Annotated in this window: 16 protein-coding genes; 10 read left to right on the top strand and 6 right to left on the bottom strand. The window is 76.8% G+C overall.

Annotated features, from left to right (window positions below; translation table 11 throughout):
* Positions 1 to 16: 16 nt before the first annotated feature.
* The 4 genes from FHR78_RS12175 to FHR78_RS12160 are packed head-to-tail and all read right to left on the bottom strand — an operon-like array spanning position 17 to position 2,756.
* On the bottom strand, positions 17 to 481 hold the full coding sequence (locus FHR78_RS12175; protein ID WP_166760829.1) for a molybdenum cofactor biosynthesis protein MoaE: 465 nt from the start codon (positions 479 to 481) through the stop codon (positions 17 to 19).
* Complete coding sequence (locus FHR78_RS12170) at positions 474 to 998, bottom strand: MogA/MoaB family molybdenum cofactor biosynthesis protein (RefSeq protein WP_347878186.1); 525 nt, start codon at positions 996 to 998, stop codon at positions 474 to 476. The genes FHR78_RS12175 and FHR78_RS12170 overlap by 8 nt, the downstream gene beginning before the upstream one ends.
* Positions 995 to 1,513 (bottom strand): cyclic pyranopterin monophosphate synthase MoaC, encoded by a 519-nt coding sequence (gene moaC, locus FHR78_RS12165; protein WP_166760828.1) that lies wholly within the window; start codon positions 1,511 to 1,513, stop codon positions 995 to 997. The genes FHR78_RS12170 and moaC overlap by 4 nt, the downstream gene beginning before the upstream one ends.
* A complete protein-coding gene (locus FHR78_RS12160) occupies positions 1,506 to 2,756 on the bottom strand; it encodes a molybdopterin-binding protein (protein ID WP_166760827.1) in 1,251 nt (416 codons plus the stop codon). The genes moaC and FHR78_RS12160 overlap by 8 nt, the downstream gene beginning before the upstream one ends.
* 38 nt (positions 2,757 to 2,794) lie before the next feature.
* On the opposite strand from FHR78_RS12160, the gene FHR78_RS12155 reads away from it, so the two are divergent.
* The 5 genes from FHR78_RS12155 (at position 2,795) to FHR78_RS12135 (ending at position 6,974) form a co-directional block, all read left to right on the top strand.
* Positions 2,795 to 3,673 (top strand): MTAP family purine nucleoside phosphorylase, encoded by an 879-nt coding sequence (locus FHR78_RS12155; RefSeq protein ID WP_166760826.1) that lies wholly within the window; start codon positions 2,795 to 2,797, stop codon positions 3,671 to 3,673.
* Positions 3,670 to 4,770, top strand: coding sequence for an NAD-dependent epimerase/dehydratase family protein (locus FHR78_RS12150; RefSeq protein WP_347878185.1), 1,101 nt, complete (start codon positions 3,670 to 3,672; stop codon positions 4,768 to 4,770). The genes FHR78_RS12155 and FHR78_RS12150 overlap by 4 nt, the downstream gene beginning before the upstream one ends.
* Before the next feature lie 166 nt (positions 4,771 to 4,936).
* Positions 4,937 to 5,605: a glycosyltransferase family 2 protein gene (locus FHR78_RS12145; RefSeq protein WP_166760825.1), complete on the top strand. Its 669-nt coding sequence runs from the start codon at positions 4,937 to 4,939 to the stop codon at positions 5,603 to 5,605.
* The gene (locus FHR78_RS12140; protein WP_208393206.1) at positions 5,602 to 6,285 is read left to right on the top strand and encodes a TIGR04282 family arsenosugar biosynthesis glycosyltransferase; all 684 of its coding nucleotides are present in this window, start codon (positions 5,602 to 5,604) and stop codon (positions 6,283 to 6,285) included. Before FHR78_RS12145 ends, FHR78_RS12140 begins: the two co-directional genes overlap by 4 nt.
* Complete coding sequence (locus FHR78_RS12135) at positions 6,282 to 6,974, top strand: class I SAM-dependent methyltransferase (protein WP_166760824.1); 693 nt, start codon at positions 6,282 to 6,284, stop codon at positions 6,972 to 6,974. Before FHR78_RS12140 ends, FHR78_RS12135 begins: the two co-directional genes overlap by 4 nt.
* A gap of 57 nt (positions 6,975 to 7,031) precedes the next feature.
* On the opposite strand, the gene FHR78_RS12130 is transcribed toward FHR78_RS12135, so the two are convergent.
* A complete protein-coding gene (locus tag FHR78_RS12130) occupies positions 7,032 to 7,532 on the bottom strand; it encodes a hypothetical protein (protein WP_166760823.1) in 501 nt (166 codons plus the stop codon).
* Positions 7,532 to 8,827: a molybdopterin-dependent oxidoreductase gene (locus FHR78_RS12125; protein ID WP_166760822.1), complete on the bottom strand. Its 1,296-nt coding sequence runs from the start codon at positions 8,825 to 8,827 to the stop codon at positions 7,532 to 7,534. The genes FHR78_RS12130 and FHR78_RS12125 overlap by 1 nt, the downstream gene beginning before the upstream one ends.
* 67 nt (positions 8,828 to 8,894) lie before the next feature.
* Here FHR78_RS12125 and FHR78_RS12120 point away from each other — a divergent pair, with 67 nt between their 5' ends.
* From FHR78_RS12120 to FHR78_RS12100, 5 genes are all read left to right on the top strand, one after another.
* Positions 8,895 to 10,349 carry a glycosyltransferase 87 family protein gene (locus FHR78_RS12120; RefSeq protein ID WP_208393205.1) on the top strand — a complete coding sequence of 485 codons (1,455 nt, stop codon included), beginning with the start codon at positions 8,895 to 8,897 and terminating at the stop codon, positions 10,347 to 10,349.
* Positions 10,350 to 10,383: 34 nt separating this feature from the next.
* Positions 10,384 to 10,836, top strand: a complete 453-nt coding sequence (locus FHR78_RS12115; RefSeq protein WP_166760820.1) for a TOBE domain-containing protein — start codon at positions 10,384 to 10,386, stop codon at positions 10,834 to 10,836.
* Positions 10,833 to 11,690 (top strand): molybdate ABC transporter substrate-binding protein, encoded by an 858-nt coding sequence (gene modA / locus FHR78_RS12110; RefSeq protein WP_166760819.1) that lies wholly within the window; start codon positions 10,833 to 10,835, stop codon positions 11,688 to 11,690. Before FHR78_RS12115 ends, modA begins: the two co-directional genes overlap by 4 nt.
* A 109-nt stretch (positions 11,691 to 11,799) precedes the next feature.
* A complete protein-coding gene (locus FHR78_RS12105; RefSeq protein ID WP_166760818.1) occupies positions 11,800 to 12,579 on the top strand; it encodes an ABC transporter permease in 780 nt (259 codons plus the stop codon).
* Complete coding sequence (locus FHR78_RS12100; RefSeq protein WP_347878184.1) at positions 12,576 to 13,862, top strand: ABC transporter ATP-binding protein; 1,287 nt, start codon at positions 12,576 to 12,578, stop codon at positions 13,860 to 13,862. Before FHR78_RS12105 ends, FHR78_RS12100 begins: the two co-directional genes overlap by 4 nt.
* The last annotated feature ends 165 nt before the right edge of the window (positions 13,863 to 14,027 follow it).

The following is a 14,027-nucleotide window of genomic DNA, read 5'->3' as shown; positions in this document are numbered from 1 at the left end:
ACCGGCCGGACGGGCGTCAGCCGAGCGACGCCGTCCACTCGTCGGTGCCGTCGACGAACGCCTGGCGCTTCCAGATCGGCAGGCGCTCCTTGACGAGGTCGACCAGGGCCGAGCAGGCGGCGAACGCCTCGGCGCGGTGGGCCGACGCGACGGCACAGGCCAGGGCCACGTCGCCGATCTCGAGGTCGCCGACGCGGTGCTGCACCGCGACGGTGACGGCCGGGTGCTCGGCCGCGATCTGCTCGGCGACCTCGCGCATCACGTCGCCGGCCGACGGGTGCCGCTCGTAGTGCAGCGCCGCCACGTCGCGCCCCTCGTCGTGGTCGCGGACGACGCCCTCGAACGTCACGACGGCCCCGGAGGCCCGGCTCGACACGATCACGCCGCACTCCGCCGTCGAGAGGGGCACGTCGACCACCTCGGCGAGCAGCACGCGTCCGCTGGGGCCCGCGGCGGGGGCGACGGAGTCGGGGTCAGTCATGGGCGCCTCCGGAGAGCTGGTCGAGCAGGTGGTCGAGCAGCGGGTCGAGCACGGCGAGCCCGTCGCGCACTCCCCCGCGCGACCCGGGCAGGTTGACGACGACGGTGCGGCCGGCGACGCCCGCCAGCCCCCTCGAGAGCACGGCCGTGGGGGTGGCGGCGGTGCCGCGCCTCCTCAGCTCTTCGGCGATGCCCGGGATCTCGCGGTCGAGCAGGGGCGCGGTCTGCTCGGGGGTGCGGTCGGTGGGCGAGACGCCGGTGCCGCCGGTGGTGACGACGGCGTCGACGCCCTGCTCGAGGGCCGCGGCGAGCGCCGCGCCCACGGCCTCGCCGTCGGCGACGACGACGGGCTCGTCGGCCTGCCAGCCGCGGGCGGCGAACCAGTCGCGGATGACGGGGCCGGTGAGGTCGGGGGCGGTGCCGGCCGCGGCCCGGGTCGACGCGACGACGACGACCCCGCGACGGACGGCCCCCGAGGAGGCGCGGGCCGGGTCGGCGGGATCGGCCGGCGTCGTCACCGCGACCAGTCCCCGGACTTGCCGCCGCTCTTCTCGAGCACCTTGACGTCGCCGATGACGGCGAGGTGGTCGACGGCCTTGACCATGTCGAAGAGGGTGAGGGCGGCGACGGTCGCGGCGGTCAGCGCCTCCATCTCGACGCCGGTGACGCCCCGGGTGCGCACGCGGGCGACGACGGTGACCGACGACTCGTCGGCCTCGAAGTCGACCGTGATCGCCCCGAGCGGGAGGGGGTGGCAGAGCGGGATGAGGGCGGGCGTCTGCTTGGCCGCCATGATGCCCGCGACGCGCGCGGTGCCGAGCGCCTCGCCCTTGGGCAGGGTGCCGTCGACGAGCCGGGCGACGACGTCGGCACGGGTCGTGAGCACGGCCTGGGCGGCGGCCTCGCGGCGGGTCTCGGGCTTGCCCGTGACGTCGACCATGTGGGCGCTGCCGTCGGGGCGGACGTGGGTGAGGCCGCCGTCGGGCTGCTGCCCGGTCGACGCGGCCGGGGCGGGGTGCACGTCGTCACTCATCGAGCGACCACACTACGACCTCGTCGCCCTCGTCGAGCCGGTCGACGCCGACCGGCACGTGCACGAGGACGGTGGCGGCGGCGTGCGCCGCGAGCAGGTGCGAGCTCGGCCCGCCGACGAGGACGACGCGGCCGTCGACGTCGATCCGGCCGCGGCGCAGCTGGTGCTTGCCGACGGGCGAGTCGGCCGCCTCGCCCATCACGGCGGTGCGCCGCCGCCGCGGGGCGCCGACGCCCGTGGCGTCGTGCAGCACCGGGCGGAGGAACGCCTCGAACGAGACCAGGGCGCTGACCGGGTTGCCGGGGAAGCACACGACGGGCAGGGCCCGGTCGTGCACGGTGAGCGTGCCCCAGCCCTGCGGCCCCCCGGGCTGCATGGCGACGTGCCCGAAGACGACGCCGGCGGCCTCGAAGGCGTCGCGCACCACCTCGTAGGCGCCGGCGCTGACCCCGCCGGTGGTGAGCACGAGGTCGACCCCGTCGGCGTGCCGGGCGACGACGGCGAGCAGGGCGTCGGCGTCGTCCGGGACGCGCTCGACGACGACGTCGACGCCGACGTCGACCAGCGCGGCGGCGAGGCCGGCGCCGTTCGCGTCGTGGATCGTGCCGGGCGCGAGCGGCTCGCCGGGCGCGGCCAGCTCTTCTCCCGTCGAGACCAGCAGGAGGCGCGGGCGGCGGACGACCGGGACGCTCGCGAGCCCCGAGGCGGCCAGCACGCCGAGGCGCGCCGGGGTCAGCACCGTGCCGGCGGCGAGGAGGACGCTGCCCGCGGCGACGTCGCTGCCGACGGCCCGCACGAAGGCGCCCTCGGCGACGGGGCCCCGGAGCACGACCCGGGCGGTGCTGCCCGCGGCGGGGAACGTCGCGGGGTCGGCCTGCTCGATCGGCACGACCGCGACGGCGCCCTCGGGCACCGCGGCGCCCGTCATGATCGGCGCGGCCGTGCCGGGGCGGAGCGGGGGCCCGACGCGCCCGGCGGGGACGGGGTCGACGACCAGCAGGTCGACGTCGGCGTCGCGGGCGGCGTCGGCGGCCGTGACCGCGTAGCCGTCCATCTGCGAGTTGGCGAAGGGCGGCAGGTCGAGCGGGGCGACGACGTCGGCGGCGAGCACGCGGCGGCGGTGCCGCTCGGGCTCGGCCGCGATGCGGGCCGGGTCGACCGGCAGCGACTCCACAGGGCGCCTCGCGAGCGCCTCCTCCACCAGGGCCCGGACGGTGCTCTGGTGCTGCTCGACTGTGCGCACGGGTTCCTCTCACGGCGGTCGTCGCTAGCGTAGCGAGCGTGACCGACACCACCTCCTCCTCGTCCCCCGGCCTCCCCCGCGTCGAGGTCGCCGTCATCGGCGGCTCCGGCCTGTACTCGCTCTTCGCGCCCGGCACGGCGACGAGCCACGTCGTCGAGACGCCCTACGGGCCGACCTCGAGCGAGGTGACCGTCGGCGAGATGGGCGGCAGGACCGTGGCGTTCCTCACCCGGCACGGCAAGGGCCACTCGGTGCCGCCGCACCGCATCGACTTCCGGGCGAACGTCTGGGCGCTCGCGTCGCTCGGCGCGAGGGCCGTCGTATCGTCGTCGGCCGTCGGCGGCGTCAGCCCCGAGTACCCGCCGGGCACGATGGTCGTCACCGACCAGTTCATCGACCGCACGTGGGGCCGGCCCGACACCTTCTTCGACGAGGAGGGCTCGGTGCAGCATCTCGTCGCCGCCGACCCGTTCGACCCGGTGCTGCGCGCCGCCGCCGTCTCGGCCCTCGAGGCGCAGGGCGAGCCGTTCGCCGCGACCGGCACCTGCGTCGTCATCCAGGGCCCGCGCTTCTCGACCCGCGCCGAGTCGCTGTGGTTCCGCGCCGCCGGTGCGCACACGATCAACATGACGATGTACCCGGAGGTGCCCCTCACCCTCGAGCTCGGCATGGGCGCGGTCAACATCTCGTTCGTCACCGACAGCGACGCCGGCCTCGCGCCCGAGGAGGGCGACGACGACGACGCGGTCAGCCACCAGCTCGTCATGGACCGCCTCGCGGCGGCCCAGCCCCGCATAGTCGCCGCGATCGAGGCCATCGTCGCGGGCCTGCCCGACGACTACGCGCCCCGCGAGCTGGTGCCCGCGTCGGCGACGGCGGCGGTGCTCGCGCGTCCCGTGCGGTCGGCGACGGCGTGACCGGCGTGGGCGACGCGACCGGCGCCTCCTCGTCCCCGGGCCTGCTGCTCGTGACCGGCGGGGCCGGCTTCATCGGCTCGGCGATCGTCGAGCAGGCGCTCGACCGGGGCTGGTCGGTGCGCGTGCTCGACTCGCTGCGCCCCGACGTGCACGGGGGCCCGCCGACGCTCGACCCTCGGGTCGACTTCGTGCACGGCGACGTGCGCGACGCGACCGTCGTCGACGCGGCGCTCGTCGGCGTCGACGCGGTCTGCCACCAGGCGGCGAAGGTCGGCCTCGGCGTCGACTTCCAGGACGCCCCCGACTACGTCGACAGCAACGAGCACGGCACCGCCGTGCTGCTCGCCGCCATGGACAGGGCCGGCGTCGACCGGCTCGTCGTGGCGTCGTCGATGGTCGTCTACGGCGAGGGCAGCTACCGCACGAGCCGGGGCGAGACCGAGCGCCCCGCCCCGCGGCGCATCGCCGACCTCGACGCCGGGGTCTTCGACCCGCGCGACGCCCACGGCGAGCTGCTCGAGCCGCAGCTCATCGCCGAGGACGCCCCGCTCGACCCCCGCAACGTCTACGCGATCACCAAGCTGACGCAGGAGCACCTCGCGACCTCGTGGGCCCGCAGCACCGGCGGCCGCGCCGCCGCCCTGCGGTACCACAACGTCTACGGCCCGGGCATGCCGCAGAACACCCCGTACGCCGGGGTCGCGTCGCTGTTCCGCTCGGCGCTCGAGCGCGGCGAGGCTCCCCGCGTCTACGAGGACGGCGCCCAGCGGCGCGACTTCGTCCACGTGCGCGACGTCGCCTCGGCGAACCTCGCGGCGCTCGACTGGACCGCCGGGCAGGAACCCGACGCGTTCCGGGCCTTCAACGTCGGCAGCGGCACCGTGCACACCATCGGCGAGATGGCGGAGGCGCTGGCCCGCGAGGCCGGCGGGCCCGCGCCCGTCGTCACCGGCCAGTACCGCGCGGGCGACGTGCGGCACGTCACCGCGTCGTCGGCGCGGCTGCGCGACGAGCTCGGCTGGGCCCCGGCGGTGTCGTTCGAGGCGGGCATGCGCGAGTTCGCCACCGCGCCGCTGCGGGCGGCCGTCGCCGGCTAGCGACCCGCGGGCGGCACGGGCGGGTCCGTCGTCGACGGTCCGTCGACACGGCCCGTCCCCGACGGACCCGCCCGGACCGGCCCGGACCGGCTGCACGGACGCCGCACGACCCCCAGTCCGGGGCCGGCTCGGCCCCCTCTTAGGCGGCGTCCGTAGGGTCGGGAGGATGAGCATCCCCACCGTCGACGTCGTGCTGCCCTGCCTCGACGAGGAGGGGGCGCTGCCCTGGGTGCTCGGGCGCCTGCCCGAGGGGTGGCGCGCGATCGTCGTCGACAACGGCTCCACCGACGACTCCGCGCAGGTGGCGCGCGACCACGGCGCCCTGGTGGTCGAGGAGGCGCGGCGCGGCTTCGGCGCGGCGGCCCACGCCGGTCTCGAGGCCGCCACCGCCCCGTTCGTCGCGTTCTGCGACGCCGACGCGTCGATGGACCCGGCCGACCTGCCCCTGCTCGCCGCCCCCGTGCTCGCGGGCGAGGCCGAGCTCGTGCTCGGCCGTCGCCGACCGACGACGCGCGGCGCCTGGCCCTTCCACGCCCGGGTCGCGAACCGGGTGCTCGCCCACCTCATGCGCCGCGCCTCCGGCGTCGCCCTGCACGACCTGGGCCCCATGCGCGTCGCCAGCCGCGAGGGCCTGCTCGGCCTGGGGCTCGCCGACCGCCGCAGCGGCTACCCGCTCGAGATGGTGCTGCGCGCCTCCGAGGCGGGCTGGCGCATCCGCGAGCTCGACGTGCCGTACGCGCCGCGCGTGGGCCGCAGCAAGGTGACCGGCACGATCCGGGGCACCGCGCGGGCCGTCGGCGACATGTCCCGGCTGCTGCGGGAGGCCGGACGATGACGACGGTCGTGGTGATCTGCAAAGAGACGCTGCCCGGCAAGGTCAAGACCCGCCTGCACCCTCCCCTCAGCCTCGAGCAGGCCGCCGACGTCGCCGCGGCGGCGATCCAGGACACCCTCGACGTGGTGCGCCGGCTGCCCGCGACCCGGCGCGTCCTGCTCTTCGACGGCAACCGAACGCCGTCCGGCTCCGAAGACTTCGATGTGATCCACCAGATCGGCGGCGGCCTCGACGCACGGCTCGGCGCCCTCTTCGACGAGGTCGACGGCCGGACCGTGCTCGTCGGCATGGACACCCCCCAGCTCACCGTCGCCGACCTCGCCCCCGCGTTCGACGACCCGGCCGACGACGTCGACGCGTGGTTCGGCCCCGCCAACGACGGCGGCTTCTGGGCCCTCGGGCTCGAGCGTCCCACCGGCGACCTGCTGCGCGGCGTGCCCATGTCGCGCGACGACACGGGCGCCCACCAGCTCCGTCGGCTCGCCGAGGCGGGGCTGCGCGTGCGCACCCTGCCCGAGCTGGTCGACGTCGACACCATCGACGACGCCCGCCTCGCCGCCGCGGCCGCCCCCCACAGCCGCTTCGCCCGGGCCCTCGCCCGGTTCGACGCAGACCACGACCACGACCTCGCAGGCGAGCCCGACGCCTCCCGGCACCCCACCGAGGAGACCCTCTCATGACGCTCACCGCCGACCCCCGACCCGCCTTCGGCGCAGGAGGCGCGGAGCCGTACGCCCGCGCCCTCCGCCGCGAGGGGCGCCTCCAGCTCGTCCGCTCCCCCGGGCGCTCGCAGCCCGACGCCGAGCCGTTCGCCGACGACGCCTTCGACGTCGCCCGGTGGAGCCGCGGCGCCGACGCCGCCGACCTCAGCACCATCCTCGACGCCTCGTCGGTGCTCGACATCGGCTGCGGCCCCGCGCGCATGGTGCGCGCCGCGGTCGACCGCGGCCTGGACGCCCTCGGCGTCGACGTCAGCGTCACCGCCGTCGCCATGGCCGTCGACGCGGGGCTGCCCGTCGTCGCCGGCTCGGTCTTCGACGCGCTGCCCGGCGAGGGCACGTGGGACGTCGCCCTGCTGCTCGACGGCAACATCGGCATCGGAGGCGACCCGACCGCCCTGGTGGCCCGCGCCTCCTCGGCGGTCGCCCCGTCCGGGTCGGTCGTCGTCGAGACCGCTCCGGACGCGTCGGTCGACGTCGCCTACGACGCCCACGTGGTCGACGAGCAGGGCCGCGCGAGCGCGTCGTTCCCGTGGGCCGAGGTCGGCCGCGAGGCGCTCGGCCGGCACGCCGCGGCCGCCGGGCTGCGCGTCTCGCAGACCTGGTCGGTGGGGCGCCGCACGTTCTGCCGGCTCGTCCGCGCGGCCTGACCCGCGCCTCCGCCTGGGGACGTCGCGACGGCGGCGTCCCGTGCCGGGCCCGCGGTGTCAGGCCGAGCGGCGCGCCTCGCGGCGCCGGGCCAGCACGACCCAGCCGGCCACGGCGAGCGCGGTGAGCGCGGCCACGACGAGCCAGGCCACGCCGAGGCGTGCGCCGTAGTCGAAGGGCAGCACGGTGTCGTTCTTCGGCCCGCGCGCCTTCGCGACGATCTCGGGCACGACGATCAGCGACAGCACCACGCCGACGACGACGCCGACCTGCACGATGGCGATCACGGCGGGCCGCACGCGACGACCGGTGCGCCCGACGAGCAGGGCCACGCCGGCCACGACGGGGGCGATGACCGCGTCGTGCGCGAGGACGGCGCCGATCAGCCACACGAGGAGGCCGCCGTAGCGGGTGGGCGACACGGTGTCGGTCAGCACCCAGCCGCCGACGCCGATCAGGGCCACGCCCACGACGAGCAGCACGGCCCGAGCGGCGCGGACGCCGCGGCCGGTGGAGGCGGGGACGGCGGGGACGGCGGGGACGGCCGACGAGCGGGTCATCAGATCACCTCGATCAGGCTGAGCCACTTGGTCTGCAGCACCCCGGGCCGCCCGGGGGCGATGATCCGGGCAGGGTACCCGTGCTCGATGTCGAGCCGGCTGCCGTTCACCTCGAGCGCGACGAGGGTGGCCGGGTCGGTGGCGTACTCGGGGCCCATCAGCATGACGCGGTAGCCGCCCTTCTCCTCGAGGCTGGTGACGCGCAGCGACCGGTCGGCCGGCGCGCCCACGAGCGCCATCAGCTCGACGAGGCGGACGCCCCGCCAGTGCGCGGTCTGGCTCCAGCCCTCGACGCACGAGATGGGGAGGCGCTCGTCGCCCTGCGTCATCGCCTCGAGGTCGTCGGCGCTCAGTGCCATCGAGCGCTCGCCGTGCGCGATCGTCAGGGTCCAGTCGGGGTCCATGGCGGTCTCGAGCACCTTGGCCGCGGCGGCGGTGCGGTTGATCGGCAGATCGTTCGGGCCGAGGCCGCGCTGCCGCGGGCCGAAGGCGTTGAGCGGCTGCAGCGGCGTGAACGACTGGCCGGCGGTGAGCGCCACGACGCCGACGGTCGAGACGCCCACCGCGCCGAAGAAGCCGCGCCGGGTGACGCGGGACCGCGCCGGCTCGCGCTCGGGCTCGCGGGCGTCGTCGATCCAGCGCGTGACGCGGCCGACCAGGCCGCGGGGCTGCGGCTCGTCGCGGCGCAGCAGGGCGAGCTCGCGGACGGCCTGGTGCTCGGCCCGGGCCGGGTCGAGCTCGCCGGACGGCTCGACGAACCGGCCGTCGGCGTCGTAGCTGTCGTGGGCCCGCCAGTAGCGCTGGATCAGGGGCAGCTTCACCGCGATGTGCACCGCGAGCGAGCCGATGATGACGAACGACAGGGCGAAGTGCACCTGCTTGAACGGGAACGGCCACGGGTACCACTGGTACGTGTTCAGCAGGCCGGTCACGAGCTGCAGCACCGAGGTCGCCACGAACAGGGCGATGGAGGCGCGCTCGAGCACCTGCACCGGGTGCCGGACCGGAGGGGTCTGGAACAGCTGCGGGAACACGGCGTGCAGCTTGCCGAGCAGCAGCGGGATCGCCGCGATGCCGGCCGTGATGTGCACGCCCTGCGTGACCTGGTACAGCCAGACCGGCGAGGTGGGGAACCGCATCCACGAGGCGGGCTCCTGCAGCACGTGGCTGTACAGGCCGGTGAGCAGGCAGACCAGGAACGCGAGCCCGAGCAGGCGCCCGAGCACGGTCGCCGAGCGCGCGTTCCGCACCGGCGAGGACGCCGCGGTGCGGAGGGTGAGGAGCAGGCGTCTCATGGGACTTCATCTCGGTCGGCCGTGCGTGGTCGCGGACTCCCAGGCCGGCGTCGACCAGACTGGACAGGTGCGTACTCTATTCGCGGCCGTCGCCGTCACCGGATTGGCGGCGTCCGTGGCGTGGGGCGTGCTCGAGCTGCCGTTCTTGCGGGAGGAGCTGCGCGCCTCCTACGTGGTGTGGTCCGCGGTGTGCTGGGCGGTGTTCGTCGTGGCCGTCCTGCTGCTGCGTCGCGTGCCCGCCCGGGCGGCCACGGCGCTGGTGCTCGCGGGCACGGCGCTGGTGGGCGGGGCCGGCCTGCTCGGCGACCCGAACACGAGCACCGACCCGGCGCGGTACGCCTGGGACGGCATCGTGCAGGTCGAGGGCGTGTCGCCCTACGCCTACACGCCCGACTCGGGCGAGCTGCGCGACCTGCGTCCCGACTGGATCTTCCCGGAGGCGGCCCCCTTCACCCGGGACGACGGCACGATCGGCGAGCGGTGCAGCCAGCCCGACCGGCAGATCCACCGCGCCTACGACACCGAGACCGGCGACGTCGTGTGCACGGCCATCAACCGGCCCGAGGTGCCGACGATCTACCCGCCGGCCGCCGAGCTGTACTTCTGGGGCGTGCGCGCCCTCGTCGGGCCCGAGGTGGGGTTCTTCCCGCTGCAGCTCGCGGGCGCGCTGCTCGTGCTCGGCACGACCGTCGCGCTCGTCGTCACCCTGCGCCGCCGCGGCCTCGACCCGCGCTGGGCGGCCCTCTGGGGCTGGTGCCCGCTCGTCGTCGGCGAGGGGATCACCAACTCGCACGTCGACCTGCTCGGGGCCGTGCTCGTCGTCGCCGCCACGCTGCTCGTCGCGACCGGGCGGCGCTGGCGCGGCGGCGTCGCGCTCGGCGTCGCGGTCGCGACGAAGCTCATCCCGGCGATCGCCGCCCCTGCCCTGCTGCGCCGCCAGCCGGCCAAGGTCGTCGTCGCGTCGATCGTCACGTTCGCGCTGCTCTACGTGCCGTACGTCGCCACCACCGGGTGGCAGGTGCTCGGGTACCTGCCCGGCTACCTGACCGAGGAGGGCTACGAGGACGGCTCGCGGTTCGTCTTCATGTCGGCGTTCCTGCCCGACGCCTGGACGACCCCCGTCGTCGCCCTGCTGCTCGCGGTGACGGCCGCGCTCGTCTGGGTGAAGACCCCGCCGGACAGCCCGTGGCTCGGCCAGCTCGTGATGATCGGCGTCGTGCTCGTCGCCGTCAGCCCTCGGTACCCCTGGTACGCGCTGCTGCTCGTGCCCTTCGTCGCCCTCACCGGGCGGTGGGAGTGGCTCGCGATCCCCCTCGCGTTGCTCGTCCGACAGCTCGAGCCGTACATGGCGCTGCAGAAGTCGTCGTTGGCGGCCGCGGTGCTGGTGATCCTGCTCGTGTCGATCCTGCGCGCCGGGCCGGGGTGGTCGGACCGGCTGGCCGGGACGGTCGTCGCCGACGCCCGCAGGCTGCGGCAGATCGTGGCGCGCCGACCCGCACGAGCGGTGCCGGACGGCGGTTGACGCCGCAGGTGCGGAGTGACGGTACGCTCGCGACATGACCGAGACCCTCTACCGCGTGAGCGAGGCCGCCGCCCTCGTCGGCGTCTCCGACGACACCGTCCGCCGCTGGGCCGACGCCGGGCGACTGGGCCTCGTGCCCGGGCCGGGCGGGCGCCTCGCCGTCGTCGGGTCGGAGCTCGCCCGGGTGGCGCGCGAACAGGCGGGCGCGGCAGGGTCGACCGGCGCGGGGTCGGCCGGCGCGGGGTCGGTCAGCGAGCGCAACCGGTTCTCGGGCATCGTCACCGCGATCGTCCGCGACACCGTCATGGCCCAGGTCGACGTGCAGGCCGGCCCGTTCCGGGTCGTGTCGCTCATCAGCCGCGAGGCCGCCGACGAGCTGGGCCTCGAGGTCGGCAGCCCCGTCGTCGCGAGCGCCAAGGCGACGAACGTCAGCGTCACGCTCGGGCCCCAGGGCGAGCGGACCACGGCCGGGGAGGACGACCGATGACGGGCGCGTCCCGCACCCGCGCCTCCTCGGCTCCGTCCGGGTCGTCGGGTCGCCGGGCGGGCGCGCGACGCGGAGGTGCGCTCGCGACGCTCGCCGCGCTGGGGCTGCTGCTCACGGGCTGCTCCGCCGCCGACGGCGCGCCCGGCGCCGCGGGCGGTGCGACCGGCGACCCGGCTCCGACGGGGAGCATCACGGTGCTCGCGGCCGCCTCGCTGACCGGCCCCCTCGACGAGATCGTCGACGCCTTCGAGGCCCGCACCCCCGGTGCCGAGGTCACCGTGAGCTACGGCGGCAGCTCCGCCCTCGCCCAGCAGGTCGTCGCCGGGTCGCCGGTGGACGCGTTCCTCAGCGCGAGCTCCGCCACGATGCGGACGGTCGCCGACGCCGACCTCGTCGAGGGCGAGCCCGTGACCTTCGCCCGGAACTCGCTGCAGATCGCCGTGCCCGCGGGCGACCCCGGCGGCGTCGGGTCGCTCGCCGACCTCGCGTCGCCCGACGTCTCGGTGGCCCTGTGCGCCCCCGAGGTGCCGTGCGGCGCCCTCGCCGTGCAGGTGCTCGAGGCGGCGGGCGTCTCGGTCGTGCCGGCGACGCTGGAGCCCGACGTCAAGAGCGCGCTGACGAAGGTCGAGCTGGGCGAGGTCGACGCCGCCCTCGTCTACCGCACCGACGTGGTGGCCGCCGGCGACGCCGTGCAGGGCGTCGAGATCGGCGGCGACGACGCCCCCACGACCGCCTACGAGGCCGCCCGCCTGCGCGACTCTGCGGACCCCGCCCTCGCCGACGCCTTCGTCGCCTCCGTGCTCTCGGCCGACGGCCGCTCCGTGCTCGCCGACGCCGGCTTCACGGTCGGCTGACGCCGCCGTGGCTGCCCTCCCCGACCGGCGCCTGAGACCAGACCGGCGCCCAGGACGCGACCGGACCCCGGGACGCGACCGGCGCCCCGGGCGCGACCGGCGCCTCCCCGTGCTCGTGCTGGTGCCCGCGCTCGTCGGGCTGGCCCTGCTCGTGCTGCCCGCCGTCGCGCTGCTCGTGCGCGCGCCGTGGTCGACGCTCGGGTCCCGGCTCGCGAGCGAGGCCGTGCTCGACGCCCTGCGCGTGTCGCTCACGAGCGCCGTGCTCGCCACCGCCCTCAGCCTGTTGCTCGGCGTGCCGCTCGCCTGGCTGCTGACGGCGAGCGACGCGTGGCCCCGGGCCTGGCGCCGCCTGCTGCGCGCGGTCGTCACGGTGCCGCTCGTGCTGCCGCCCGTGGTCGGGGGCATCGCCCTGCTCTACCTGCTCGGGCGCACCGGGCTGCTCGGCCGCCCCCTCGACGCCGTGTTCGGCGTGACGATCCCGTTCACCCTCGCCGCCGTCGTGATCGCCCAGACGTTCGTCGCCATGCCCTTCCTCGTGCTGAGCGTCGAGGGCGCGCTGCGCGGCGTCGACCGCGGGCTCGACGAGGCCGCCGCCTCGCTCGGGGCGTCGCGCTGGTACGCGTTCCGACGCGTCACGCTGCCCCTCGTCGCGCCGGGCGTCGCCGCCGGGGCCGTGCTCTGCTTCGCCCGGGCCCTCGGCGAGTTCGGGGCCACGATCACCTTCGCCGGGACGTTCCCGGGCCGCACCCAGACCCTGCCGACCAGCGTCTACCTGGCCCAGCAGAGCGACCCGGACAGCGCCGTCGCCCTCTCGCTGCTGCTGCTCGCGGTGGGGGTCGGCGTGCTCCTGCTGCTGCGCGACCGGTGGCTGACGACGGGGGTGCGGTGAGCGGCGGCGGGCTCTCCGCCTGCCTGCGCCTCGAGCGCGGCTCGTTCGCCCTCGACCTCGACCTCGAGGTGGCGGCCGGCGAGGTCGTCGCCCTGCTCGGGCCCAACGGCGCCGGCAAGTCGACCGCCCTCGCCGCCCTGGCCGGGCTGCTCCCCCTCACGGGCGGCCGGGTCGTGGTCGACGGGGAGGTGCTGGACGGGCAGGTTCTCGACGGGCGGGGACTCGACGGGCGGGTGCTCGACGGGCGGGGACTCGACGGGCGGGCACGCGACGGGCGGGCACTCCCGGGGCAGGTGCTCGACGGGCCCTCCGTCCCCGCCCGCGACCGTCGCGTCGGCACGGTGTTCCAGGACCACCGGCTGTTCCCCCACCTCACCGCGCTCGAGAACGTCGCCTTCGGCCCGCGCAGCCGAGGCGTCCCCGCCCGGGCCGCCCGGGGACGCGCGCTCGACGAGCTGCGCCGCGTGGGCCTCGCCGACCTGGCCGACCGTCGGCCGGGAGCCCTCTCCGGCGGGCAGTCGCAGCGCGTGGCCGTGGCGCGGGCGCTGGCGGCCGACCCGCGCCTCCTGCTGCTCGACGAGCCGCTCGCGGCCCTCGACGCGGAGCAGCGTCCCGCCCTGCGTGCCGCCCTCGCCGACGTGCTGCGCGACGTGCCGGTGGCGACCCTGCTCGTCACGCACGACCCGGTCGACGCCGTCGCGCTGGCCGACCGTGTCGTCGTGCTCGAGGGCGGCGTCGTCGTGCAGCGCGGGACGCCGACCGCCGTGCTCACCGACCCGCACACCCCCTACGTGGCCTCGCTCACCGGGGCCACCGTGTGGCGGCCGCTCGAGGTGGCGGCGACGGAGGGCGGTGCTCGCGCGCTGCTGCCCGGCGGGCTGGCCGTCACGTCGGCGCGGCCCCCCGCGGACGGCCCGCCGCGGGTGTCGGTGCCGGTCGAGGCGGTGACGCTCGTGGGGCTCGACGGGCCTCCCGGGCGCGTCGGCGGGGGCGGGCCCGCATGCGGTGCCGGGCCCGCAGGCGACGCCGGGCGTCCAGATGGTGCAGGGCGCGGGCGCTCAGGAGGTGCCGGGCACGCAGGAGGCGCGGCGTCCGCCCCGATCCCGGCGCGCGTCGTCGGAGTCGAACAACGGCTCTCGCGGCTGGCCGTGACCGTCGTCACCGACCAGGGCGAGCTGTCCGCCGTCGCGGAGCTGCCGCTCGCCGCCGCCGACCGGGCCCGCCTGCGCCCCGGAGCCCGGGTCGGGCTGGTGCTCGACCCCGCCCGGACGACGATCGCGTGATGCGGGGCGCGGGGCGGGCGGCACTCTCCCCATGCACCCCGGAGTGGGGGGGGGGTGGGCCCCCCGGGGGGGGGGGGGGGGGGCCACCGGGGGGGGGGGGGGGGGCCCCCCCCCGGCGGGCGGGGCCGGGGGGGGGGGGGGCGGGGCGGGGGGGCCGGGGGGGCC

It is taken from the genome of Frigoribacterium faeni, assembly GCF_011761235.1.
GTDB lineage: Bacteria > Actinomycetota > Actinomycetes > Actinomycetales > Microbacteriaceae > Frigoribacterium > Frigoribacterium faeni_A.
Note: the sequence above shows the minus strand (reverse complement) of the source record. Positions and strands in the feature narration are given on the sequence as shown.

Excerpts from the sequence above, each read along its gene's own strand:
- FHR78_RS12175 (WP_166760829.1), bottom strand. The coding sequence starts at position 481 with ATGACTGACCCCGACTCCGTCGCCCCCGCCGCGGGCCCCAGCGGACGC.
- moaC (WP_166760828.1), bottom strand. The coding sequence starts at position 1,513 with ATGAGTGACGACGTGCACCCCGCCCCGGCCGCGTCGACCGGGCAGCAG.
- FHR78_RS12145 (WP_166760825.1), top strand. The coding sequence starts at position 4,937 with ATGAGCATCCCCACCGTCGACGTCGTGCTGCCCTGCCTCGACGAGGAG.
- FHR78_RS12140 (WP_208393206.1), top strand. The coding sequence starts at position 5,602 with ATGACGACGGTCGTGGTGATCTGCAAAGAGACGCTGCCCGGCAAGGTC.
- FHR78_RS12135 (WP_166760824.1), top strand. The coding sequence starts at position 6,282 with ATGACGCTCACCGCCGACCCCCGACCCGCCTTCGGCGCAGGAGGCGCG.
- FHR78_RS12130 (WP_166760823.1), bottom strand. The coding sequence starts at position 7,532 with ATGACCCGCTCGTCGGCCGTCCCCGCCGTCCCCGCCGTCCCCGCCTCC.
- FHR78_RS12125 (WP_166760822.1), bottom strand. The coding sequence starts at position 8,827 with ATGAGACGCCTGCTCCTCACCCTCCGCACCGCGGCGTCCTCGCCGGTG.
- FHR78_RS12115 (WP_166760820.1), top strand. The coding sequence starts at position 10,384 with ATGACCGAGACCCTCTACCGCGTGAGCGAGGCCGCCGCCCTCGTCGGC.
- modA (WP_166760819.1), top strand. The coding sequence starts at position 10,833 with ATGACGGGCGCGTCCCGCACCCGCGCCTCCTCGGCTCCGTCCGGGTCG.